The organism is Arthrobacter sp. OV608, assembly GCA_900110595.1.
GTDB lineage: Bacteria > Actinomycetota > Actinomycetes > Actinomycetales > Micrococcaceae > Arthrobacter.
Window position 1 is genome coordinate 175,112 of the sequence record FOEZ01000007.1, and the last position, 22,837, is coordinate 197,948.

Here is a 22,837-nt window from a genome sequence, read left to right on the forward strand (position 1 = left end):
TGCCTCGGATGGCCAGCTTAGACAGGAAGCCGCTTGTTGTAATTCAGGGTCAGGACGGAAGCGCCCATGATGATTGCGGATCCCACGAAGTACAGCAGCGCCCAGGTGTAGGAGCCCGTGGCGCCAACAATGAGTCCGACGGCGATGGGTGTGACGAAGCCGGAAATGTTGCCGCTGAAGTTCATGGCGCCGCCCAGCACGCCGGCGTTGGTGCGCCCGCCCAGGATGGAGGGGATGCTCCAGAACAGGCCAACCCAGCGCAGGAAGAACATCACCAGGGAGAGCAGTACGACGGCGGTGGTGGGGTCTGCAACAACCGTGACGCCCACCAGGCCGCCGATGACCACGGCGCTGGAGATGCCCAGGAGCGTGCGCATGACGAGGTTGGCCGAGGCGCCGGCTGCCCGCCATTTATCGGCGATGGTGCCGCCGATGATTTCGCCGACGAAGCCTGCACCGAAGATGACGAAGGTGGACCAGCCGATGGTCTTCAGGTCAAAGCCCTTGGCCTGGGCCAGGTAGAGCGGGCCCCAGGTCAGCAGGCCGTAGAACACGCCGTTGAATCCCAGCCAGCCCAGGCACATCGCCCAGAAGGAACGGAACTTGAGGTAGGGGAGCAGTGCCCGCTTGCCCTGACCGCCGTCGAGCTTTGCCTCGGCGTCCTCTGCCGCGTGCGAGGCCTCGATGTAGGCGGCTTCCGCCTCGTTGACGCCGCGGTGCTCGCGGGGGTTGTCGCGGACGTACCACCAGACGGCCAGGCCCATCAGCACGGTGGCGGCACCGGCGACGACGAAGGACCAGCGCCAGCTGCCGGTGGAAGCGATCAGGGCTGCAATGATGATGCCGCCAAGCCCGGCGCCGAGTGGCGCACCGGCGTCCAGGATGGTGGCGCCGCGCCCGCGTTCGGACTTGTGCATCCAGATCGCGTTGAGTTTGCCGCCGGCAGGCATTACACCGGCTTCGGTGACTCCAATGCCCATCCTGGCGATGAACATGCTGAGGAATCCGCCGGCCATGCCTGAGGCGGCGGTGGCGGCGCCCCAGCCGATGCAGGAGGCGGTCATGACTTTGCGGGGCCCGAACTTGTCGATCAGCCAGCCCACCGGGATCTGCATCACGGCGTAGGTCCAGAAGAAGGCCGAGAGCAGGAGGCCCACCAGTTCAGGAGCGAGGTTGAACTCCTTCTGGATGATCGGGAGCGCAACGGAAATCGAACCGCGGTCTATGTAATTAACCGCAACCAGGACCAGCAGCAGCAGGAAGAGCTTCCAGCGGACGGCAGTGCGCCGTTGCACGCCGTCCTTGCCGGGTTCGCTTGATGGTTTGCCGGTAGTGCCTTCGGCAGCTGCCGGCGTTGTTTCAGTGTTGGGGATGGACACAGCTTCTCCTTCACGGGGAAGTTTACGGATAGGGAAAGTACGAATTGTGTGTGCGGACCGGGATGGCAAGGTGAAAGGCCCGCAGAGAGTAAGACAGGATCAGTACGGCGATCCGGAGCGCCGGACGGATGATCTCTTTTGGGATCCCAATTTGGGATCCCAAAATCAAAGGTAGGAGTGACCCGCGCCACTGTCAAGGGTTTTCGCATTCTGCGGGTGGAGACCCCGCTAAATACCGATTGTGACTGCCCCAAATCCCAACCAGGTAGCGCCAAGTGTCGTTATGAAGCTCGAAAACGACACTTAGCGCTACTTAGTTGGGCGGGCGGCTAGTGGGGAGAGCCCGCCCGCCTGTGCGCCAGGATTTCGGCGAGCTCTGCGAGCCGGTGGGCGCGGGCCGATTCCGCCGGCGTGAACGGTTCCCCGGGCCGGACGAAGGTGATGGGGCCATGCCAGGCGGTGGGGATCTTCAGGAGGGTCCCGGCGTCGTGCTTCTCCAGCGCCGCCTCCGCAGGGGTGAGGATCCTTGCCTGCAGCAGCTCGGCCACCGCCAGCGGAAGCTCGTCCGGCGCGTCCGCGATCCGGGCGGCGAGGCTGAGAGCCTTGGTCTGCCCGTCGGCCATGGCGAGGGCGGTGGTGGGCCAGACATGGGTGCGGGTGCCGCCGCCGTCCTCCAGCGCGTCCAGGAGCTCGCGTTCGCCCAGGTGTCCCGGAGCCGAAAGGACAAACTCGTCCAGGACACCGCCCGCCACCGGGTGCACGTGGATGCTCAGGATGTTGGTTCCTGTCCTGGCCAGCGCCCGGGTGAGCTTCTGCAGGGAACCCGGCTCGTCGGGCAGGACGGTCCGGGCCCGCCAGAGGGCAGCGGCCGCCCCCAGTTTCCGCCGGTGGCGCAGCGCCGGCGCGTGCAGCCAGCCGCGCAGGATCCGGGCTGCCGACGGCTCTGCCACCCAGATCACCAGCACGGTGGCAGTAAGGGTGAGCACCAGCACCTTGGCCACGTACGGCAGGTGGGTCTCCACCACCACGGCGTGCACCAGGAGCTCGATGGGCAGCATCACGGCCACGTTGGCCAAGGTCAGCCGTGCTTTGGGAGGTTCGGGCATCATGCCGCAGACTTCGCAGCTCAATTCTGCCGCGGGCGTGTTCCGTGCGGGAGGCTTCATGCCTCAAGCATCGGACGGGGCTGTTTCGGTGGTGTTGCCCCATGGTTCCATTCATGGGAACGCCATATCCGGCTGCGGAGGGCTGCGCCGTAGGATTTAGCAGGAACGTCAGCGCGGCCGCCCGATAGAAATCCACCCGCCCCGCAGGAAGGCGCCGCCCCTTGAAGCTGCTCGCCGAGATGTTCACTATTGGTCCCGGCAACAAGGACCACCACCCCGCGCTCCGGTGCGCCGTGGGAGTCTTCGTTCCGCTCCTCACGCTGGTGTTCCTGGGGCGGCTGGACCTGGCCATCTTCGCGTCCTTCGGCGCCTTCACCGGCATCTACGGCCGCGGCGAGCCCCACGGCACACGCTTCGCACTTCAGTTGCGCGCCGGTCTGCTGATGCTGACCGTCATCCTGCTGGCCACGCTCGCGGCCCGGACTGCAACAGCCCTCAACCTCGACAGTGCCGGCACGGCCTGGCTCCTGGTTCCCGCCACCACCCTCGTGGCCGGCGCCTGTTCCCTGATCATCTCCTGGTGGCGGATCCGTCCCGCGGGCTCGCTGTTCCATATCTTCGCGTTTGCGGCCATCGCCTCCATTCCCAACCAACCGCCGCTGTGGCAGGCCATGCTGGTGGCCGTGCTCACCTCTGCGTTCTGCCTGCTGATCGGCTTCTCTGCCAGGGTCCTGCCCAGCCACCGGACCCCGTGGGTCCGGCCCCGGCGCGTCCGTCGCACGCCCAACGAGAAACGCGCGGCCTGGCTGGAGGGCCTGGGCTACCTCATCGCCGCCGGACTCGCCGGCTCCCTGGCCACCTGGGCGGGGGAGCTGCTGGGGTTCGGGCACAATTACTGGGCCATGGTCGCTGCCGTGGTGCCGCTGGTGGGGCACACCACCCGGCACCGCGTCCGCCGCGGCATCCAAAGGATCATCGGCACCATCCTTGGACTGGTGATCCTGGCCGGGATTGTGCTGCTGCACCTGGAGCCCTGGCAGACCGTGCTGGTGATGGCCCTGTGCCAGTTCGGGGCCGAAATGTTCATCATCCGCCAGTACCTGCTCGCCCAACTCTTCGTGACGCCCCTTGCCCTCATTTCCACCCTACTCGTGGTGCCGTCCCCGCCCGACATCCTGCTCCGGGACCGCATCATCGAGACGGTGATCGGGGCCGCCGTCGGCATTTCCGTAGTGCTGGCGCCGGGAGCCTGGCGCCGGTTCCGGGAACGTACGACGACGGGTCCCGGCAAGGTGGCTCAGTCTCCGCCGGCGCGGCAGGGGTAGGCTGGAAGCAGTCCATTGAACGGAAACGGGGTGCGTGGTGGCCAATTCCCCTTCCGGCGACTCCGTGGTGGACCGGATTGTCCGCCTGATCGCGGCTTTCCCCCAGGACGTGGGCGCGCTCCAGCTCTCCGAACTCGCCGAACGCGCCGGGCTGCCACTGACCACCACCCACCGCCTGGTCCGCCAACTCGCCGGACACGGACTGCTCGATACCGGCCCCGGCGGTACGGTCCAGCCGGGACTCCGCCTCTGGGAGCTCGTGAACCGGACGTCCCCGGCGCTGGCGCTGCGCCAGGCCGCGATGCCGTTTATGGAGGACATCCAGCACGTCCTGAACCAGAACGTGAACCTGGCGGTGCTGGACGGCTGGGAGGCGCTTTTTGTGGAGCGGCTGTCCCGGCGCGGTTCGGTGGCCAACCGCGCCCAGGTGGCGGGCCGGATGCCGGTCCATATCTCGTCCGCGGGGCTGGCATTGATGGCCCACCAGGACAGGTCGCTCCAAGCCGAATACCTGGACCAGTTCGTTGATCCCGACGGGAAGCTCACCAAGGAGGACGTCCGGACCCTGCTGGCCGAAACGTCCCATCAGGGCTTCGCCCAACTGAAAGGTGTGGTGGATCCGGACACTTGGGGGATTGCTGTCCCCGTGCTCAACCGCAAGCAACGTGCGGTGGCATCGCTCGGCGTCGTGGTTCCTTTGCGCGAGATGCGCCTGCAGGCGCTGGTGCCGGCGCTGCAGACAGCTGCCCGCGGCATCGCCCGCCAGCTGGCCAACTCCTAGCGGACCATTCAACGGAATTTCCGTGTCGGGAATCACCGTCGGTGGAGCACACTGATGGCCAGACCCACCAACCCGGCACCGCCCCCGCGGAGCCCCGCAACGAAGCGAGACACGCCATGCCAGCACGCAAGACCATCACCACCCAGGTGGCCATCATGGGAGCCGGGCCCGCCGGGCTGATGCTCTCCCACCTGCTGGCGAAATCGGGCATCGAGTCCACGGTCATCGAAGTCCGCAGCCACGAGGACATCGCCCACACCGTCCGCGCCGGCATCCTGGAACACGGCACCGTCAACCTGCTGGTGGACAGCGGAGTCTCGGACCGGGTGCTGCGCCAGGGCGACCGGCATGACGGCATCGAACTGCGTTTCAACGGCGAGAGCCACCGCGTGGACTTCAAGGACCTCGTGGGCGAATCCGTGTGGCTTTACCCGCAGACGGATGTCTTCCTGGACCTCGCCGCACGCAGGAAGGACGACGGCGGCGACGTCCGCTACAGCGTCACGGACACTTCCGTCCATGATCTTGAGGGCAAACCCAAGGTCTGGTTCACCGACGCCGACGGGGTGGAGTTCGAGATCCAGGCGGACTTCCTGGTGGGCGCGGACGGTTCCCGCAGCCACTGCCGGTTCCAGATTCCGGAGGCGCACCGCAAGTGGTACTTCCACGAGTACCCCTTCGCCTGGTTCGGGATCCTCGCCGAAGCGCCGCGCAGCTCGGATGAGCTGATCTACGCCAACTCGGACAACGGCTTCGCCCTGATCAGCCAGCGCACCGAGACGGTGCAGCGGATGTATTTCCAGTGCGATCCCAAGGAGAACGTGGCGGAGTGGGATGACGACCGGATCTGGGCCGAGTTCCGCAGCCGGGTCAACGGCAACGGCTTTGAGCTGAAGGAGGGGCCGGTCATCGAGAAGATGGTGCTGCCGTTCCGCAGCTTCGTCCACACTCCCATGCGGCACGGCAACCTGTTCCTTGCAGGGGACGCCGCGCACACGGTTCCGCCCACCGGGGCCAAGGGGCTGAACCTGGCCATCCATGACGTCAAGGTGCTCTTCGAAGGGCTGGACAGCCACTACAACTCCGGCTCGGACCGGCTGCTGGAGACCTACAGCGACCGCGCGCTGGAGCGCGTATGGAAGGCCCAGCAGTTCTCCTACTGGATGACCACCATGCTGCACACCCCCGCCGGCGCCGGCGACTTCTCCCGCGCCCGGCAGCTGGGTGAACTCCACTCTGTGGTGACGTCCCGGCACGGCATGGCCTACCTCGCCGAGGCCTACACCGGCTGGCCGGGCGCGAGTTAACCCAGCAGCCGCCGGACTGCTGCAGCGATGGCTGCAGCATCAGGCTGCTCATCGCGCCTGACGGTGAGCAGATGGAGCAGCACGCCGTCACCGTAATCAGCCACGTCCCGGGCACGGGCCGGTGCGTCGGCCATCCCCAGCGCGGCGAGGGCCTGTTCCAGTCCGCCGACCAGCCGGAAATGCCCGGCTGTTACCGACTCGGGCTTGTCCAGCGAGAGGGCCAGCCGGGCGCGGGTGAGGCCTGCGTGCTGGCCGGCCAGGGCGGTCACCAGGGCGGACAGTTGACCTGCCAGCTCCTCAATGTTCTGCGGGGGACCGGCCGGCCCCTGGTCCTGGAGGAGTGCCGCGTCCAGCTGCTCCAGGCGGTCCAGAACCGCTTCAACGAGGGTGGCGCGGTTCCGGTAGTAGTTGGACGTGGTGCCTTCCGTCAGGTTCGCTGCTGCATCAACCGCCCGGTGGGTGAGGCCCTTCATTCCCTTGGCAGCCACCACCGTGAGGGCAGCATCCAGCAGTTGGGTCCGGCGGTCAGGCATGCGCTCAGTGTAGTTGCCTCTTCCGGTTCACTACAAAAGTAGTAAAATCGCTGCCATGGAGACCATCTCGATTGTTGGCGGCGGCATTGCCGGCCTGGCGCTGGCCTCGTGCCTGGACCCGAACCGCTTCGAGGTGACGGTTTACGAGAAGCGGCCGGAGCTGCCCAGCGTGGGGAATGCGCTGGGAATGTGGCCGAATGCCCAGCGGGCCTTGGCCCGGATTGGCGTGCTGGAGGAGGCCCGGACGGTCAGCCCGGTGATTGGCAGCGGCTCGGTCCGCAACGCCGCTGGCGAGCCCTGGGTCACCGTAAGTGCCGGGGACATGTTCGCGGTTTCCCGCATCGAGCTGCTGCGGCTGCTTGATGCGGCCGTCCCCGCTACCGTCCGCCGGGTCACGGACCATGTCCAGGCGCTTCCGGACAAGGGCGGCCTGGTGGTCGGGGCTGACGGCGTGCACAGCCTGGTCCGCCGCGAGGGCTGGGGCAGCCGCAGCGCGGCCAAACTCACGCCCTATCTCGCCCTGCGGGGGACCCTTCCCTCGACAGTCAGCCCGGACGTGGTCGGCGAGTACTGGGGCCGCGGCGACTTGTTCGGCGTCGCCTCCGCAAGGGGCGGAATGTTCTGGTACGCCAGCTACCGGTCCACGCTTGGCCCTTACGGCATCGACGCGGCGTCAGCCCTGGAGCAGACCCGGGAGCGCTTCGCGGCGTACGCGCCGGCCGTCCGGGAAGTGCTGGCCGCCGCTACTCCTGAGGCCTGCCTGGTGCAGCGCATCTGGACAACTCCGGGCGTCCGTTCCTTCGTTCGCGGCAGGACCGTGCTCATCGGTGACGCTGCCCATGCCATGGCCCCCACCCTCGGACGTGGCGCCTGCGAATCGCTGGTGGACGCGGTAACACTGGCTGACCTCCTCAACACGCTGCCTGAGGAGCAGGCACTTCAGGCCTACGACCGGCAGCGCCGCCTGCGGACCCGTGCCCTGAGCGTGGCCTCCTCCGCGCTCGCGCGCGTTGCGCTGGCAGAAGGCGGGCAGCCCCTCCGGGACCGGCTGCTCAGCCTGGCGCGACGGCGGCAGCTGCGTGCCGCCGTCGGCAGCGGTTCTGCAGGCTGATCAGCGGACGGGAGCGGCGGTCTTCGCTGCGTCGTCGTCGGACATCATGCCAAGTGCGGGGCCGGGAACTGCCGCGGGAGGAGGCGCTGCACGCAGCCGCTTTTTGCCCAGCCCTTTCCGCCCGGACCGGCCGTACACCAGGTACATGGTGATACCAGTGATGACCATGAGCAGCACCGTGTAGACAAAGGTGTTGGCCACGCCCTCCACACCTTCTGCTCCGTCAGTGTTGGCCTTGATCACCAGGCCCAGGGGCTGGACGAGTGGGTGGGCGAGGAAGATGGCGGTGTCGTAGTCATCCAGCAGGCTGTTGAAGTTCAGGGCGGTGATGGCGGCGGCTGCCGGCAGCACCAGCGGCAGGAGGATCCGGCGGAACACGTAGAGGGTTTTGGCGCCCATGATGGCCGCCGCCTCCTCAAGCGAGGAATTTACGGAGGCAAAGGACGCCTTGAGCATCCGCAGCGTAAAGGGGATCTTGACTGTCACAAAGGCGATCAGCAGGATTACCGTGGTGCCCGTGAGGACGGCGCCGCCCACCAGCGGATTGGGGTGGTCGTAACTGATGATCAGGCCCAGTGCGAGCAGTGCCGAGGGCAGGATCCACGGTATGTGCAGCAGGTATTCGAAGGCAGTGGACACCCAGTTCCGATACTTCTGCAGCAGGCGGGCCACGAACAGCAGGCCGCCGACGGCGATCAGGGCTGCCAGGGCGCTGTACACCACACTGACGACGAACGGCCGCAGCCCGGATTGCTGCGTCAGGACCCGCGCGTAGTTCTCCAGCGTCAGGCTGTTCAGGGAAAGCTGCCCGGTCTGGATGGCGGCGCCGTCGGCAAAGGAATACAGCACAATCAGGAGTACCGGCAAGGTGTATACGGCAAAGAGCAGGTAAGCCAGGGTGTGGACCACCACGTTGGCTACCGGGTTGGTGATCTGCTGTTTCTGCAGCGCCGAGGACACCTTTGACACCGAAAAGTACGTGCCCCCTTTTTCGAGCCGGGACATCACGGCGAGCATCAGGATGGTGGCCACGCCCAGGATGACCGCCAGCAGCGCGGCGAGGTCGCGGGAGGTGGGGCTGTTGGTGAAGGTCAGGATCATCGGCGTGATGGTCTGGAAGTCCCGGCCGCCCAGCACCTGTGGGGCGCTCAAAGCGCCGAGGCCGGTCAGGAAGGACAGGATGGTGACGGCGAACAGCGTGGGCTTGAGCATGGGCAGGACTATCCGGCGGAGGATGGTCCAGGTGGAAGCGCCAAGGTTCCTGGCCGCCTCTACGGTTTGGTAGTCGATGCCCTTCAACGCGTTGGCCACAAACAGCATGTGGTTGGTGGTGGTGGCAAAGGTCATCACCACCAGGACCGCGAAGAAACCCGAGAACCAGCCCGGGTCCAGGCCAGGGAACACCTTGACCAGCAGGGACGTGACAATGCCTTTGTCGCCGTAGATGAACTTGTACCCGGCCGCCAGCACAATGCCGCCGTAGATGAACGTCGAGGCGTAGCCCAAAAACAGGATCCTGGATCCCCTGATCCGGAAGTAGTGCGTCACCAGGACAATGAAGACTCCCACCAGGTTCACCGTGATGGACAGTGCCACGGCGAGCAGGAAGCTGTTCCCCAGGGCTTTCATGGCCCGTTGGGAGGAGAACAGTTTCTCCGCGGCCCGGCCGGAGAAACTGCCGTCCGGGAAGAACGTCGCCATCAGGATATTCACGTTGGGCCACACCAGGAACGCGGCGATGAACCAGGTGAGGACAACACCCACCACCAGGACGAAGGGGGAGCGGGCCATGCTGCGGACCGGCGTGCCGCTCATGGCAGCGGTACCGCCTGGTCTTCCCGCTCCAGCGCCCTGCCGGTCGCAGGGTGGTACTGCAGGACGTGTTCAGGCCGGAGATACACCGTGGCATCACTTCCCGGCTCCGGCTGCGGCCCGCCGTCCTCCCGGACCAGGAGGCGGATATCCGAGCCGTGGCTGCGCACCACGTAGCGGCTGTGCAGGCCGTGGTAGGTGCGGGACAGAACCGTGCCGGGAAGTCCGACGGCGGCTCCCCCTTCCGCCCCCGAATGCAGGGACGCTTTTTCCACCCGCAGGTAGGAGCTGGCGTCCGTGCTGAGCGCAGATCCCGAGCGGCGGTTCACCTCCGCGACGAACTCCGGAGTCAGCGCCGAGCTGTCGCCGATGAAGTTGCAGACGAACTCGGTCGCGGAATGGTCGTAGATCTCCTGGGGCGTGCCCACCTGCTCCACCACGCCCTTGTTGAACACCGCCACCCTGTCGCTCATCGCCAGCGCCTCGTCCTGATCGTGCGTGACGTAAACAGTGGTGATGCCGAACTGGCTTTGCAGGTCCTTGAGCTGCTGCCGCAATTGGTGCCGCAGCTTCGCGTCCAGGTTGGACAGGGGTTCATCCAGCAGCAGGATCTTGGGCCGCAGGACCAGTGCACGCGCCACGGCCACCCGTTGCTGCTGGCCTCCGGACAGTTCTGCTACGTTCTTGGCCAGCTGATCATCACTGAGCTCCACTCGCCGGGCGATGTCCCGGACCATACGATCGCTGTCCGCCAGATTCTCTTTCCGTACGCGCAGGCCGAAGGCAATGTTTTCCCACACGCTCATGCTGGGGAAAAGGGCATAGTTCTGGAACACCATGCCCACCTGCCTCCTGTCGCTGGGAAGCCTGGTGACATCCTTGCCGTCCACCCGCACTGTGCCCTTGGATGGCTGGATGAAACCGGCCAAGGTGCGCAGCGCCGTCGTCTTTCCGCAGCCCGACGGTCCCAGCAAGGTGAAAAACTCGCCGGGCCGGACGTGCAGGTCCAGGTTCGGGATGGCGGTGAAATCGCCAAAGGAAACTTCGATGTTGTCCAAGCGGATCATGGCTAACCTGTCTGGTGGAACCGGAACCGGAAGCGGGCGGGGCGGACCCCGGTTATGTCATGTACTCGAGCTCGATCTTCTCCACCCAGGCGCCCATGTTTTCCTGCACGAATTCCCAGTCGATGTCCTGCTGCTTGAGGTCGGCGAAGAAGTTCACCACGTCCGGGTTGGCTTTGGCCTGGGCGGTCTTGTTCACCGGCATGGAGTTGAACTTCTGCGCAAACTCTCCCTGCACGTCCGAGCTGCCGAACCAGTCGATGAACTTCTGCGCCTCATCCTTTTTCTTGGTGCCCTTCACTAGGGCTATCTGCTCCACGGCAAGGGGAACGCCGACGGAAGGGATCACGGTCTCAACGTTGACGTTGAAGGACTTTTCGCGGTCGGCAATGATCGATGACGGCATCTGGCCCATATCCACTTCGCCGGAGGCGATGCGGGCAAAGAGGTCAGTCTTGGCAACAGCGGGGCTGCCGTTCTGGAAGTACTGCTCCACCTGCTTCCAGCCTTCATCCGAAATGCCCAAATCACCGGAGTCATCGCGGTAGCGGCTAAGGATGCCTGCGAAAACCAGCTGCGCTGTGGCAGTGCCCAGACCCGTCACGCGCTCGTAGCGGGCCTTGAATTCGTCTTTAGTCCAAAGATCAGTCCAGTCCCGCGGCGCGGCATCCTTGGAAAATTTGTCGGAGTTGTAGCCCAGGAGGATGGCCTGTTTGACCAGGGGCCAGTAGGCTTCACCGTCCGCCAGTTCCTTATCAACGTCCCCGGCCCAGGCCGGCTCGTACGGTTCCAGGACGCCTTCGGCCTTGATCTGGGAGAAGTACATGTTGTTCAATCCGAACGCGATATCCGCAATCGGATTGTTCTTCTCGGCGATCAGTTTGTTTGTGGCGTCCGCGCCGCCTGCGCCCACAATTTCGATCTTGAAGCCTGCTTCCGCAGCCTTTGCGCTCAGCCAGTCGCCGCGGCCTTCGCCGTTGGAGTTGGTGTAAACCACCAGTGTTTCGCCGGAACCACCGGCGGCAGCCGGTGACGAATCGGCCGGGGCAGCGGGGGACGTTCCGCCCCCGCCGCATCCCGCGAGCAGGGCAACGGCGACGGCGGCGGCAGCCAAAGTGTGGAATTTACGCACGATCAGGACTCATTTCTGGACTGGAATCGGAGCATGTCCGGCCAGCCTATAGCTGGGCATGGCGAAAATCCGGCTTTATTGCTATCGATTCGATAAACAGCCGGACTGTCCACTGTGGTCTAGCTCGAGAAACGGCTGGCGCTCCGCGCGTAAACCTGGGGTTAACTCTCGTTGCTGCCGGCCGCCGTCGTGCAGTCCAAGAGTCAGTCCTGTTGGAGCGCGTCCGACAGGTGGTGCGTGGGAATCCTGTCCCGGTCGTAGGTGATTTCGGTGTAGCCGTGCGGCTCCGGCTTGCCGGAGGCGTCGAGGTTGACGAAGACGATCTCCTCAATGGTCAGGATGCTTTGGCGTGTGATCATGTTCCGGACCTCGGCCCGCATGGTCAGCGACGTCCGGCCGAAACGGGTGGCGGCCAGCCCCATCTCGACCAGGTCGCCCTGGACGGCGGAGCTGACGAAGTTGATTTCCGAAATGTACTTCGTGACCGCGCGGCCGTTGCCGAGCTGGAGGATCGCATAAATGGCAGCCTCCTCATCGATCCACTTCAGCAGGCTGCCGCCGAACAGCGTGCCGTTGGCGTTCAGGTCCTCGGGCCGGACCCACTTTCGGGTGCGGAAGGTGATGTCTGCTGATTCCATAGGCAGAGGTTAGCTGAGGAGCGTCGGCGCCAACGAGTATGACGGCCAGGTCCCGCTGCTACGCCATTGCTGTGTGCGCTGCGCTGCGCGCATGGATGGTCTTCGCGTAGCAATATGAGTGTTCAACGCCTACGTAGGGGCCAAAGTTGGGAACGGGTTCAAAGCCGGAGTTCTCGTAGAAGTTCCGTCCGTCGGGCTGGGCGGAACCGGCTTCGGCCTTGATGCGGGTGATTCCCTGTTTGAAGGCTTCGGCTTCCAGGGCAGCAAGGATGGAGCTGGCCACGCCCGAGCCGCGGGTGTAGGGCAGGACGTAGAGGCGCTTGATTTCCGCCGTCGTCGGGTCAAGGAGCCGCAGGCCGCCGCAGCCCACGGGCTGGCCGGAGCCTTTGTCGTACGCCACGAGGAACACTGCGCAGTCAGCGCTCGACGGCGGCGGGCCGGGTTCGTGGTCCGGCGTGCCAAAGCGGGCGTCGAGTTCGGCCTGCTGGGCGTGGCGAAGGTCGGCGCCCACCGGGTTGGACCAGGCGACCTGCCGGATGTTCAGCCGGGGATTGGTCTGCATGTCTGCCTCGATTCGCCGAAGGGATATGCCTAACAAGGCTAAGAGGCGCGGGTTACGCGGGTGTTTCTTTCCCGTAAGCGGCCGGATAACGCTGCCCCCTAATTCGCTTGGCTGACTAGTTATTAGTTGGTCTAGGATATTTTTATGCGCTCCACAGGCAATGAAGGCTCCGGATATTGGTATGGCCCGGACGGGCAGCTGGACTACAGTGCGGCGGTGCTCAAGTCGCTGCGCGACTATCGCGCGGCCGAGACCGCTGTCCGACGGTCCACGCGCGACTCCATGGGCATGGGGGAGACGGACATTCTCGCGCTGCGCTACCTCCTGCGCGCCCAGGCTTCAGGCAGGAGTGTGGCCCCCAAGGACCTGAGCCAGTTTCTGGGAATCACCAGCGCTTCCACCACTTCGCTCATCGACAGGCTTGCAGCGAGCGGCCACGTCCGCCGTGAGGCGCACCCCACGGACCGGCGCTCGGTAGTAGTGGTCCCCACACCAGAGTCGGACCAGGAGGTCCGGGTGACTCTTGGTGCGATGCACCGGCGCATGATGGCGGTTGCGGAAGGGCTCAGCGCTGAGGAGGCCCGGGTGGTGGTCGACTTCCTGCAGACCATGACCGAAGCCCTCGAGCATCTCGATGAAGGGCATAAAGAAAGTAACTAGGCGGGCTAGCTAGATGGCCTAGCAATATGTATGCTTACGATCAGTTCCTGAACCCCAGCAGACCGGAGTCGTGAGTGCGTTGGTTACTTTTACTGAGCTTGGTTCCCCTGACATCTTTGCGGGCCGGACATCGCTGAACGGCTTTCCGACGACTGATGGGCCCGGCGGGCTCGCCGCCGTCCACTGCGGTACCAGCATGGAGCTGGTTACCCCGGCGGTGGGCCCGGCCGCCGTCGGCTACACCTTTGGACCGGACGACGGCGGCCCTGTTCAGCTGCCGCCCGTGTGGCGCTGCGGCTGTGGCTTCCAGCTGGACGCAGGTCTGGGTGCAGCCCACATCCCCGCCCTGTCTGCATGAGCACCCATGCCCTGGTGGTGGGGCAGAAGCAGGCCACGCTCCTGTCCGGGGCAACCGTGGCGGCTCGCTACGAGCTCAAGGAACGGCTGGGCCGCGGTTCGCTCGCTGAAGTCTTCCGCGCCGTTGACCGTGAGGGCGGCCCGGACGTAGCCGTCAAGGTGGCTGTGGGCGACTCGAGGAAACACTTCGAGCGGACCACGAACGAAGCCGCCGTCCTTTCTGGATTGGACCATCCGTCGATCATCAGATTTATCACCCAGGGCGTGATGCCTGCCGGGACACCGCTGGCCGGCCGTCCCTTCCTGGTCGAAGAACTGGCCCTGGGAGCGAGCCTCGCCGAAGTGATCCACACGCACCCGCCCCAGGCCCCAGATGTCGCCGCCTGGGCCTCCGGCCTCTTTGGAGCGCTGGCCCACCTGCACGAAAAGGACCTGGTGCACCGTGATATCAAGCCTGCCAACCTGATGCTGAGCGGTCTTCGGAGAAGTCCTGTGCGCATCATCGACTTCGGCATCGTTGCTGCGGCGGGTTCGCCTCCCGAACCTGGCATCTCATCGGGAACGGTGCACTATATGAGCCCTGAGCAGGCTGCAGGCGGACCGGCGCGGACCACCTGGGATGTCTATGCCATGGGACTGGTGCTGCTGGAGCTGCTGACCGGAGCCAAGGCTTTCCCCGGCACAGCCATCGAGTCGCTGGTGGCCAGGACCCTCCGAAGCCCCGCCGTTCCGGACTCCCTTGGACCTGGCTGGTGCAACCTGCTCCAGGCCCTGACGGCCATGGACAGCGCTGCACGGCCGACCGCTGCCGAGGCCGCCGCAATGGCCAGCCGGCTGGTACGCACACCACCTGCGAAGGCGAGCGGTCCCTGCAGGAAATTGACCGTGTTCCCCTCGCGCCGGATCGGGCAGCCGGCTTAGGGCTCCGCCACGTTCTTTCCAGTGGGATCCTCGGCGGTGGGATCAGCAAGGGCCAGGCCGCCCACGGGGCTGCCGTCCCAATGGAGGAGCTTCCAGCCGTTGCCCGGATCGCCTTCCAAGGCCACGATTCCGGTGTTGGTCAGTACGTGCTTGGCAGCGAACTCGTGGTCCGCGCCGTCCGCCCGGCGTCCGGCCCAGGTGCGAATGGCCGCACCGTGGCTGACCACGGCCACGGTGGCCTCCCCGCCTGATGCCCGTTCCAGAACGGTTGCGATGGCGGCGTCGAAACGCCCGAAGAATTCGTGCCCGTCAGGACCTGCAGGCATCCGCCGGTCAAGGTCTCCTGCGGCCCAGGAAATCACCGTTCCCATGTACCGCTTGTGCGATTCGTGGTCCGTCAGCTTTTCCAGCGACCCCGCCTCGATCTCGTGCAGGCCGTCCAGCACCTCCACGTCCAGGCTTTGCCTCCGGCCCAGGGGCGCCGCGGTGATCTGCGTCCTGATGAGGGTGGACGCGTACAGGGCGTCGATCCGCTCATTTGCCAGCGCCCGGGCCAGGGCTTCCGCCTGCCGTTCACCGAGTTCGGTCAGCCCGGGGCCGGGGTGGGCCGTGTCCAGTTGGCCAAGCACGTTGCCGGGGGTTTGCCCGTGGCGGATGAGGAGCAGCTTCATTCCTCCAGTTTCGCACCTGGCAGCGTGCCTCCCGGCCAGTCCACTGGGAAGGCCCGCTCAGCAGAAGGCGCCGGACCCTTCAGGGCCCGGCGCCGCCGTCGTACTTCTTGGCTGCTGCCGCCGGATTACGTAAGGTGGTCCACCAGCTGGTCCGCGATGCCCGTGTACTTGCCGGGCGTCAGTTCGAGCAGGCGCGCCTCGGCATCGGCTGACAGGCCGAGGCCCTGGACGAATTCCTGCATCCGGGCAGCATCCACGCGCTGTCCGCGGGTCAGGTCCTTGAGCCGCTCATAGGGATTTTCCATGCCTTCGACGCCGGCGATCGCCTCGGCGCGCATCACCATCTGGATGGCTTCGCCCAGGACTTCCCAGTTGGTGTCGAGGTCCCCGGCCAGCACGTCCTCGGCTACATCCAGGCGTTCCAGGCCCTTGGCGACGTTGGAGATGGCCAGCAGGGAGTGGCCGAACGCCACACCGATGTTGCGCTGGGACGAGGAGTCGGTGAGGTCGCGCTGCCAGCGGGAGGTGACCAGGGTCGCGCCCAGGGTGTCCAGCAGGCCGTTGGAGATCTCCAGGTTCGCCTCTGCGTTTTCGAAGCGGATGGGGTTGACCTTGTGGGGCATGGTGGAGGAGCCGGTGGCGCCAGCCACGGGGATCTGCGCGAAGTAGCCGATGGAGATGTAGCTCCAGATGTCCGTGCAGACGTTGTGGAGGATGCGGTTGAAGCGCGCGACGTCGGCGTACAGTTCCGCCTGCCAGTCATGGCTCTCGATCTGCGTGGTGAGCGGGTTCCAGGTCAGTCCCAGGGCCTCCACGAAGGACTTGGACACCTGCTGCCAGTCCGCGCCGGGAACGGAAGCAACATGGGCCGCGTAGGTGCCCGTTGCGCCGTTGATCTTGCCCAGGTATTCAGTCTTGGCAATGCGGTCAAGCTGGCGGGTCAGGCGATGCGCGATGACCGCCAGTTCCTTGCCAAGGGTGGTGGGGGTGGCGGGCTGGCCGTGGGTGCGGGATAGCATGGGCACGGCACGGTTTTCCTGCGCCATCTTGCTGATCTGGTCCACCAGTGCGCGTGCGGCAGGCAGCCACACGTCCTCCACAGCACCCTTGACGCCCAGCGCGTAGGAGAGGTTGTTGATGTCTTCTGAGGTGCAGCCAAAGTGCACCATGGCCGTCAGGTTTTCGATGCCGATGGCGGGCAGGCGGCGCCCGATGTAGTACTCCACAGCCTTCACGTCATGGACAGTGACTGCCTCGATTTCGGCGAGTTCCGCCACTGAGGCGGCGTCGAATTCGGTGACGACCGCGCGGAGCTGCTCCTGCTGCTGCTCGGTCAGGGGACCGGCGCCCGGGAGGACGTTGTTGCTGGTCAGGTGGATGAGCCATTCAACTTCGACGGCGACGCGGTCGCGGTTGAGGGCCGCCTCGGACAAGTAATCAACGAGGGGCGCGACGGCAGACTGGTAGCGGCCGTCCAGCGGGCCAAGCGCGATTTTTTCCGGGGACGCGGCGAGGGCCAGGCGTCCTGAGGGCGTACGGGTATCAGCTGTGGCGGCGGTTTCAGGCATGTGCTGATTCTTTCATGAACTGCCGTGGCAGCTTTAGCTGGTTACTTGTCCACATAGCCGACGCCGGTGGTTGGGTACCCGCGTTGTCCTCCGTAGCGTTCATGCCAGGCGGATCAGCGGGGCCGCCTTGCGTAGAAAGGTGGTCGGTTGATGGGCAGCCAACTGGCGGAGGCAGACCTGCAACAGGAGATGCTGCGCGTCTCGCAGGTGAGGGCATTGGCCGAACGGGTGGCCGTCTGCGTTGTCCGCGGTGAGGACGTTGTGGACAGCTTCAGGGACATCCAGCTGCTGCAGTGGGAGTCCCCGGCAGGCCGCGCATACCGGGACGCGGTTTTGCTTCAGTCGGCAGCCCTGCGCCGTGCGCTTGAAGCCTTGATGGAGGCCAGGGCTGCGGTGGAGCGGCACAGCCAGGAGACCTTCACTGCCGGCTGCACGTCTCCGGCTGCGCGCTGATGTCTGAGGTGATGCCCTCAGGCAGCGGCTCCATCCACCTGTCCGGCCCTCCCGACGACGGATTCCTCACCATCCGCGGTGGTGTGGGCGGCATCAGGTTCCAGCTCGAAGAGCTGACGGGCGGCGCCGAGAAGCTCGATGAGCTGGCGGACAAGCTCTCTGGACTGGAGGTTGAAATCCGCCGGATCTGGGAGGACCTGGTGCCTTTCCAGGACTTGCCCCGATGGTCGGGCAGCCTGGCGATGAACGCCGTCGACGAGTCCGAGCGGTCCATTCAAAAAGTACGGACTGAGCTGCAGCGCATCAGCAGCCACGTTCGGGCCTGCAAGCAGGAGTACGAAGTGGCGGAAGCCGTGGCGGGGACATACAGCAGCCCCGATCGGCCACTCATCGCCGCTGAGCTGGAGATGCAGTCAGACTTCTGGCGGACGGGATTCCTGAACAGAACGGCTGTTGAGAACCTGACTGCGCTGGCGGTTCCCGCTACTCCCCTCGCCAAGATGCTGGTGGAGGCTGCGTATCCAGGAATGAGGCCGCGGCCCATTGAAGTCCAGCCGCAGGAAAGCATTCCCATTGATTTCGATCCTTCTCCCGCGGGTCTGCTGGAACGTATCCGGCTGATTGAAGCGCGAGGAGCCGGTTTCATCGAGGTGGTCGAGGTCGAGAACGCAGGACAAAAGGCATACGTGGTGGTAATTCCCGGCACGCAACTGAACACACCGGACGAGAATCCATTCGGCTTGAGCGGAATAGTCGAGGGCGTTGGCAACCGTTCCGGCAATGTGAGCGCGGCGGTTCTTGAGGCGCTGAAAGCGGCCGGCGCCCAAAACGGCGCCACGGTGGTGGCAGTGGGCTACAGCCAGGGTGGGATCCACGCGATGAACCTGGCTGCGAACGAATATTTCCTCAGCGATTACGACCTGAAATACGTGCTGACAGCAGGGTCACCCGTGGCAGGAATCAGGCCCGATCCCGGCGTCAGCACCCTCCATCTGGAGCATCGGACCGACTGGGTTCCCGGCACCGACGGAGCACCCAACAGGGACGCCAGGAACCAGGTAACAGCGACTATGAACAATAATTTGTACGCCCAAACAGGGGAGCGCGTGGGTATTGGTCCGGGTCACCAGCTCAGCAGCTACCAGGACGGAGCCCGGGCAGTATCAGCCAGCAATGATCCCTCACTGCTGGCGTCCACGGCCGCACTCGGTGCGGCATTGGGAGCGGGCGGAACAGCTACGGCCACACGGTTCTCCCTGTCCCGGACCAAGGGTCCCACGGAGAATCTCCACACGGCGGACAACCGAAGGCAGGAGCGCGGGTACGGCGGACGGTAGCGGGCGCAGCACCGTCGCTGAGTTAGCTACCGCCGGGTTCCGGTAATCCTGCCGGCCACGAGTGAGACCAGGGTGATGATGATCGCCGCCAAAACGGCGGTCCAGAAGAAGGAACCGATGGTGAAGTGCACCGGAGTGTAGCTGCTGATCCAGGAGGTCAGGTAGAGCATCGCAGCATTGATCACGATGGTGAACAGGCCGAGGGTCAGGATGGTAAGGGGCAGTGCCAGGAGGCTCACCAGGGGGCGGACCAAAGCATTTACCAGGCCGAAGATGAGGCCGATGAACAGGTAGGCCAGGACAATCCCGATGGTGTCCGTCCCCTGTGTCACGCCGGTCTTTGCCACCGCATCCGCTGTGGCGGAGCTGGAGATCTCCAGCCCTGGCAGTATCCAGCCCGCCACCCAGAGGGCGAGGCCATTGATCAGTACCCGGGCAATCAGTCTCATAGGGCCATGGTTTCACACCGCCCTGAGGGTTGGCTCAAAGACAGAATGCCGGCCGCGGGCTCCCGGCTCGCCTTTCAGGTGCCCGAATCACTCAACCTGATCCCCGGCACAATCCAGCCTTCCCTCCGGCATCGGGAGAAGTAGGCTGGTCTCCATGACGTCATCAAACGCCCTTGCCGGGGGTATCCAGCCGCGTCCTGTGGTGGCAAGGCTGCCACGCTATGCCGCGGGCAAACCTCCCGTGGCCGTGGAGGGACTGGCCAGCTACAAGCTGTCGTCGAACGAAAACCCGCTGCCTCCCATCCCGGCGGTTGTCGAGGCCATCGCGAGGCAAACGGACTTCAACCGCTACCCCGACCCGTTGAGCACCCGCCTGCGCACCGAGCTGGCCGGATTCCTCGATGTTCCTGCCGAGGATATTGTCACCGGCGCGGGCAGCCTGGGCGCGCTGAACCAGCTGCTGGCGGCGTTCGCGGGGCGGAATGAAGACGGCAAGCCGGATGAAGTGGTTTACGCCTGGCGCTCCTTCGAGGCCTACCCCATCAGCGTTGGCCTCTCGGGTGCAGACGGTGTTCCCGTCCCGCTGACCACCCAGGGCCGCCATGATCTCAAGGCCATGGCGGCGGCAGTCACAGCCCGAACCAAAGTCATCCTCCTGTGCACCCCGAACAATCCCACCGGTCCTGCCCTTCGTGCAGCTGAGACCGAGGCCTTCATCCGCTCTGTCCCGGCCGACGTGGTGGTGGTCATCGACGAGGCGTACCAGGAGTTCGTGCGCGAGCCCGGCGCAGTGGACGGGATCAGCCTCTACCGCAAGTACCCCAACGTGGTGGTGCTCCGTACCTTCTCCAAGGCACACGGTCTGGCAGGCCTGCGCGTTGGCTACAGCATCTCCAATCCGGAGCTGACGCAGCACCTGCGGGTCGCAGCCACACCCTTTGCCGTGTCGCAGATTGCGGAAACGGCAGCAATTGTTTCCCTCCAGAATTACCCCCAGGTTGTAGAAAGGGTACAAAGGCTGGTGGATGAGCGGGACCGGGTCACCGCAGGGCTGCGCAGCCTGGGCTGGGCTGTTCCCGACGCGCAGGGAAACTTTGTCTGGCTGGATCTCGGCGCCGACAGCATAGGGTTCGCCGAACTGGCGGCCGCACAGGCACTGTCGGTGCGGGCATTTGCCGGCGAGGGAGTAAGGGTGAGCATCGGTGAGGAAGAGGCGAACAGCCGGTTTCTCGCGTTGTGTGCGAACTATACAAAGGCCCCGCGCGCTTCCTAGCACTTAACAAGTAGCTTTGCGCTTAGTTACTGAGGATAAAGTTAGGATCAGTAAGCCAACATATATGCCGTAAGGGGAATCTATTCCCTTTACGGCATATATCCCAGCGACATTGCATTGCATCCGGATGCGGCAAGCAAGGAGACGGTATGGGCACACATCTGCCTTCCACCGAGTTCGACGGAACAGCTGTAGACGATCAGCGCGAGGCTGATGCCGAAGCAGTCATGGGTGAGCCCCCGGCACCGATGGTCCAGCTCCTCGGCCCGGACGGGAAGCTGGGCTTCGATCCCGTGTTTACGGACTACGCCAGGAAACTGACCCCGGAGGTGCTCCGCGGACTTTACGCTGACATGGCCGCCATCCGCCGGTTCGATGTCGAAGCAACTGCCCTGCAGCGCCAGGGCCAGCTGGCCCTCTGGGTTCCACTGACAGGCCAGGAAGCCGCGCAGATTGGTTCCGGCCGCGCAAGCCAGCCGCAGGACTACATCTTCCCCACCTACCGTGAACACGGTGTTGCCCTTACCCGCAACGTGGACTTGGCCGAGCTCCTGCGCCAGTTCCGGGGTGTTTCCAACGGCGGCTGGAACCCCAAGGACACCAACTTCCACCTGTACACCCTGGTCCTGGCAGCACAGACACTTCACGCGGTGGGATATGCCATGGGAATCCAGCGGGACCAGAAACTGGCCGCCACTGCCGCCGGAACCGGAAATCCGGCCGCTGAGCCGGCCGCGGCGGTAATCGCCTACTTCGGTGACGGCGCCAGCTCTGAAGGCGACGTCCACGAATCCATGGTGTTCGCCTCCTCCTACAACGCCCCCGTGGTGTTCTTCTGCCAGAACAACCACTGGGCGATCTCTGTCCCCACCGAAGTGCAGACCAAGGTGCCGCTGTCCAACAGGGCCAAGGGGTACGGCTTCCCCGGTATCCGGGTTGACGGCAACGACGTCATCGCGGTCCACGCCGTCACGGAATGGGCCCTCGAGCACGCACGCCAGGGCAAGGGACCGGTCCTGATTGAGGCCTTCACCTACCGGGTGGGCGCGCACACCACAGCGGACGACCCCACCAAGTACCGGCAGGCAGCAGAAGAGGACGCCTGGAAGGCCAAGGATCCCCTGGCCCGCCTGGAGAAGTACCTGCGCTCCGAAGGCATGGCGGACCAAGAATTCTTCGCCAAGGTCAAAGCCGATGGGGATGAGCTCGCCGCCTACGTCCGCCGCACCACGCACGACCTCGAGACCCCGGACATCCGCACCGCCTTTGCCAACACGTACGCTGAAGCCCATCCACTGGTAGCCGAAGAACTCGCATGGTTCGAGGAATACTCCGCCGGGTTTGCAGGTGAGGAGCCGGCAGCAAATCAGGCCCGGCAGGCAGTAACCGCCCAGGCGTCCCCAAAGGCAGGCCACTGATGACCACCATGACCATTGCCAAGGCCATTAACGAAGGCCTCCGCACCGCCCTGACGGACCACCCCAAGTCCCTGCTGATGGGCGAAGACATCGGCGCCCTGGGCGGCGTCTACCGCGTGACGGACGGCCTGATCGGCGAGTTCGGTCCCGACCGCGTCGTGGACACTCCGCTGGCCGAATCCGGCATCATCGGCACGGCCATCGGACTGGCGCTGCGGGGCTACACCCCGGTATGCGAGATCCAGTTCGACGGCTTCGTATTCCCGGGGTTCAACCAGATCACCACGCAGCTGGCAAAGATCCACTCCCGCAGCAACGGCAACCTCAGCGTCCCCGTGGTCATCCGCATCCCCTACGGCGGGGGCATCGGATCCATCGAGCACCACTCCGAATCGCCCGAGGCGCTCTTCGCCCACACTGCGGGGCTCCGGATCATCACCCCGTCCAACCCCCACGACGCCTACTGGATGATCCAGCAGGCAGTCCAGTGCCAGGACCCCGTGATCGTTTTCGAACCGAAGCGGCGCTACTGGCTCAAGGGCGAGGTTGACGTTGAGGCTCCCGGCGCGGCCGGTGACCCCTTCAAGGCCCATGTCCTGCGAACCGGCACGGACGCCACCATTGTGGCCTACGGACCGCTGGTTCCGGTGGCCCTCGCGGCAGCCAACGCCGCAGAGGAAGACGGACACAGCCTGGAGGTCATCGACCTGCGCTCCATCTCGCCCATCGACTTCGACACCGTCACCGCGTCGGTCCAAAAGACCGGCAGGCTGATTGTGGCACACGAGGCCCCCACCTTCGGCGGGATCGGCGGCGAGATTGCGGCCCGGATCAGTGAGCGCGCATTCCACTCGCTGGAGGCACCCGTGATCCGCGTCGGTGGCTTCCACATGCCCTACCCCGTTGCCAAGGTGGAGGAAGACTACCTTCCGGACATCGACCGCATCCTCGAGGCGCTGGACCGCGCCCTCTCCTACTGA

General features: G+C 65.1%; 23 protein-coding genes. 12 read left to right on the forward strand and 11 right to left on the reverse strand.

Going from position 1 to position 22,837, the window contains the following annotated elements:
* Nucleotides 1-17: 17 nt before the first annotated feature.
* On the reverse strand, nucleotides 18-1,379 hold the full coding sequence (locus BMX78_RS11560; protein ID WP_091419513.1) for an MFS transporter: 1,362 nt from the start codon (nucleotides 1,377-1,379) through the stop codon (nucleotides 18-20).
* 329 nt (nucleotides 1,380-1,708) lie between these two features.
* Nucleotides 1,709-2,545, reverse strand: coding sequence for an ACT domain-containing protein (locus tag BMX78_RS11565; protein ID WP_091419514.1), 837 nt, complete (start codon nucleotides 2,543-2,545; stop codon nucleotides 1,709-1,711).
* A gap of 161 nt (nucleotides 2,546-2,706) precedes the next feature.
* On the opposite strand from BMX78_RS11565, the gene BMX78_RS11570 reads away from it, so the two are divergent.
* The 3 genes from BMX78_RS11570 (at nucleotide 2,707) to BMX78_RS11580 (ending at nucleotide 5,898) form a co-directional block, all read left to right on the forward strand.
* Nucleotides 2,707-3,810 (forward strand): FUSC family protein, encoded by a 1,104-nt coding sequence (locus tag BMX78_RS11570; RefSeq protein WP_091419515.1) that lies wholly within the window; start codon nucleotides 2,707-2,709, stop codon nucleotides 3,808-3,810.
* Nucleotides 3,811-3,847: 37 nt separating this feature from the next.
* Nucleotides 3,848-4,591, forward strand: coding sequence for an IclR family transcriptional regulator (locus BMX78_RS11575; RefSeq protein ID WP_091419653.1), 744 nt, complete (start codon nucleotides 3,848-3,850; stop codon nucleotides 4,589-4,591).
* A gap of 116 nt (nucleotides 4,592-4,707) precedes the next feature.
* Nucleotides 4,708-5,898 carry a 4-hydroxybenzoate 3-monooxygenase gene (locus tag BMX78_RS11580; RefSeq protein ID WP_091419516.1) on the forward strand — a complete coding sequence of 397 codons (1,191 nt, stop codon included), beginning with the start codon at nucleotides 4,708-4,710 and terminating at the stop codon, nucleotides 5,896-5,898.
* Here the strand turns inward: BMX78_RS11580 and BMX78_RS11585 are convergent.
* Nucleotides 5,895-6,431: a TetR/AcrR family transcriptional regulator gene (locus tag BMX78_RS11585; protein WP_091419517.1), complete on the reverse strand. Its 537-nt coding sequence runs from the start codon at nucleotides 6,429-6,431 to the stop codon at nucleotides 5,895-5,897. The two genes, BMX78_RS11580 and BMX78_RS11585, sit on opposite strands and share 4 nt — an antisense overlap.
* Before the next feature lie 55 nt (nucleotides 6,432-6,486).
* Here BMX78_RS11585 and BMX78_RS11590 point away from each other — a divergent pair, with 55 nt between their 5' ends.
* Nucleotides 6,487-7,542: an FAD-dependent monooxygenase gene (locus tag BMX78_RS11590; RefSeq protein WP_091419518.1), complete on the forward strand. Its 1,056-nt coding sequence runs from the start codon at nucleotides 6,487-6,489 to the stop codon at nucleotides 7,540-7,542.
* Here BMX78_RS11590 and BMX78_RS11595 read toward each other — a convergent pair whose 3' ends face one another.
* The 5 genes from BMX78_RS11595 to BMX78_RS11615 all read right to left on the reverse strand — a co-directional run bounded on the left by BMX78_RS11595 (nucleotide 7,543) and on the right by BMX78_RS11615 (nucleotide 12,750).
* Nucleotides 7,543-9,357, reverse strand: a complete 1,815-nt coding sequence (locus BMX78_RS11595) for an ABC transporter permease (protein ID WP_091419519.1) — start codon at nucleotides 9,355-9,357, stop codon at nucleotides 7,543-7,545.
* Entirely contained in the window at nucleotides 9,354-10,421 is a 1,068-nt protein-coding gene (locus tag BMX78_RS11600) for an ABC transporter ATP-binding protein (RefSeq protein WP_091419520.1), read from the reverse strand. Before BMX78_RS11600 ends, BMX78_RS11595 begins: the two co-directional genes overlap by 4 nt.
* Nucleotides 10,422-10,473: 52 nt before the next feature.
* Nucleotides 10,474-11,550 carry an extracellular solute-binding protein gene (locus BMX78_RS11605; protein WP_091419521.1) on the reverse strand — a complete coding sequence of 359 codons (1,077 nt, stop codon included), beginning with the start codon at nucleotides 11,548-11,550 and terminating at the stop codon, nucleotides 10,474-10,476.
* 203 nt (nucleotides 11,551-11,753) lie between these two features.
* A complete protein-coding gene (locus BMX78_RS11610) occupies nucleotides 11,754-12,188 on the reverse strand; it encodes an acyl-CoA thioesterase (RefSeq protein ID WP_091419522.1) in 435 nt (144 codons plus the stop codon).
* Nucleotides 12,189-12,246: 58 nt separating this feature from the next.
* A complete protein-coding gene (locus tag BMX78_RS11615) occupies nucleotides 12,247-12,750 on the reverse strand; it encodes a GNAT family N-acetyltransferase (RefSeq protein ID WP_091419524.1) in 504 nt (167 codons plus the stop codon).
* A gap of 144 nt (nucleotides 12,751-12,894) precedes the next feature.
* On the opposite strand from BMX78_RS11615, the gene BMX78_RS11620 reads away from it, so the two are divergent.
* From BMX78_RS11620 to BMX78_RS11630, 3 genes are all read left to right on the forward strand, one after another.
* On the forward strand, nucleotides 12,895-13,410 hold the full coding sequence (locus BMX78_RS11620; RefSeq protein WP_091419525.1) for a MarR family winged helix-turn-helix transcriptional regulator: 516 nt from the start codon (nucleotides 12,895-12,897) through the stop codon (nucleotides 13,408-13,410).
* Nucleotides 13,411-13,480: 70 nt separating this feature from the next.
* Nucleotides 13,481-13,768 carry a hypothetical protein gene (locus BMX78_RS11625; protein ID WP_139204920.1) on the forward strand — a complete coding sequence of 96 codons (288 nt, stop codon included), beginning with the start codon at nucleotides 13,481-13,483 and terminating at the stop codon, nucleotides 13,766-13,768.
* The gene (locus tag BMX78_RS11630; RefSeq protein WP_091419528.1) at nucleotides 13,765-14,688 is read left to right on the forward strand and encodes a serine/threonine-protein kinase; all 924 of its coding nucleotides are present in this window, start codon (nucleotides 13,765-13,767) and stop codon (nucleotides 14,686-14,688) included. Before BMX78_RS11625 ends, BMX78_RS11630 begins: the two co-directional genes overlap by 4 nt.
* Here BMX78_RS11630 and BMX78_RS11635 read toward each other — a convergent pair.
* Nucleotides 14,685-15,359, reverse strand: a complete 675-nt coding sequence (locus BMX78_RS11635; protein ID WP_091419530.1) for a histidine phosphatase family protein — start codon at nucleotides 15,357-15,359, stop codon at nucleotides 14,685-14,687. The two genes, BMX78_RS11630 and BMX78_RS11635, sit on opposite strands and share 4 nt — an antisense overlap.
* A gap of 125 nt (nucleotides 15,360-15,484) precedes the next feature.
* Complete coding sequence (gene purB, locus BMX78_RS11640) at nucleotides 15,485-16,927, reverse strand: adenylosuccinate lyase (protein WP_091419531.1); 1,443 nt, start codon at nucleotides 16,925-16,927, stop codon at nucleotides 15,485-15,487.
* 150 nt (nucleotides 16,928-17,077) lie between these two features.
* Here purB and BMX78_RS11645 point away from each other — a divergent pair, with 150 nt between their 5' ends.
* Nucleotides 17,078-17,380, forward strand: a complete 303-nt coding sequence (locus tag BMX78_RS11645; protein ID WP_091419533.1) for a hypothetical protein — start codon at nucleotides 17,078-17,080, stop codon at nucleotides 17,378-17,380.
* On the forward strand, nucleotides 17,380-18,717 hold the full coding sequence (locus BMX78_RS11650; RefSeq protein WP_091419535.1) for a hypothetical protein: 1,338 nt from the start codon (nucleotides 17,380-17,382) through the stop codon (nucleotides 18,715-18,717). Before BMX78_RS11645 ends, BMX78_RS11650 begins: the two co-directional genes overlap by 1 nt.
* 26 nt (nucleotides 18,718-18,743) lie before the next feature.
* On the opposite strand, the gene BMX78_RS11655 is transcribed toward BMX78_RS11650, so the two are convergent.
* Nucleotides 18,744-19,166 carry a phage holin family protein gene (locus tag BMX78_RS11655; protein WP_091419536.1) on the reverse strand — a complete coding sequence of 141 codons (423 nt, stop codon included), beginning with the start codon at nucleotides 19,164-19,166 and terminating at the stop codon, nucleotides 18,744-18,746.
* Nucleotides 19,167-19,320: 154 nt separating this feature from the next.
* On the opposite strand from BMX78_RS11655, the gene BMX78_RS11660 reads away from it, so the two are divergent.
* From BMX78_RS11660 to BMX78_RS11670, 3 genes are all read left to right on the forward strand, one after another.
* Nucleotides 19,321-20,439 (forward strand): histidinol-phosphate transaminase, encoded by a 1,119-nt coding sequence (locus tag BMX78_RS11660; RefSeq protein ID WP_091419538.1) that lies wholly within the window; start codon nucleotides 19,321-19,323, stop codon nucleotides 20,437-20,439.
* A gap of 149 nt (nucleotides 20,440-20,588) precedes the next feature.
* Nucleotides 20,589-21,857 (forward strand): pyruvate dehydrogenase (acetyl-transferring) E1 component subunit alpha, encoded by a 1,269-nt coding sequence (gene pdhA / locus BMX78_RS11665; RefSeq protein WP_091419540.1) that lies wholly within the window; start codon nucleotides 20,589-20,591, stop codon nucleotides 21,855-21,857.
* Complete coding sequence (locus BMX78_RS11670) at nucleotides 21,857-22,837, forward strand: alpha-ketoacid dehydrogenase subunit beta (RefSeq protein ID WP_091419542.1); 981 nt, start codon at nucleotides 21,857-21,859, stop codon at nucleotides 22,835-22,837. Before pdhA ends, BMX78_RS11670 begins: the two co-directional genes overlap by 1 nt.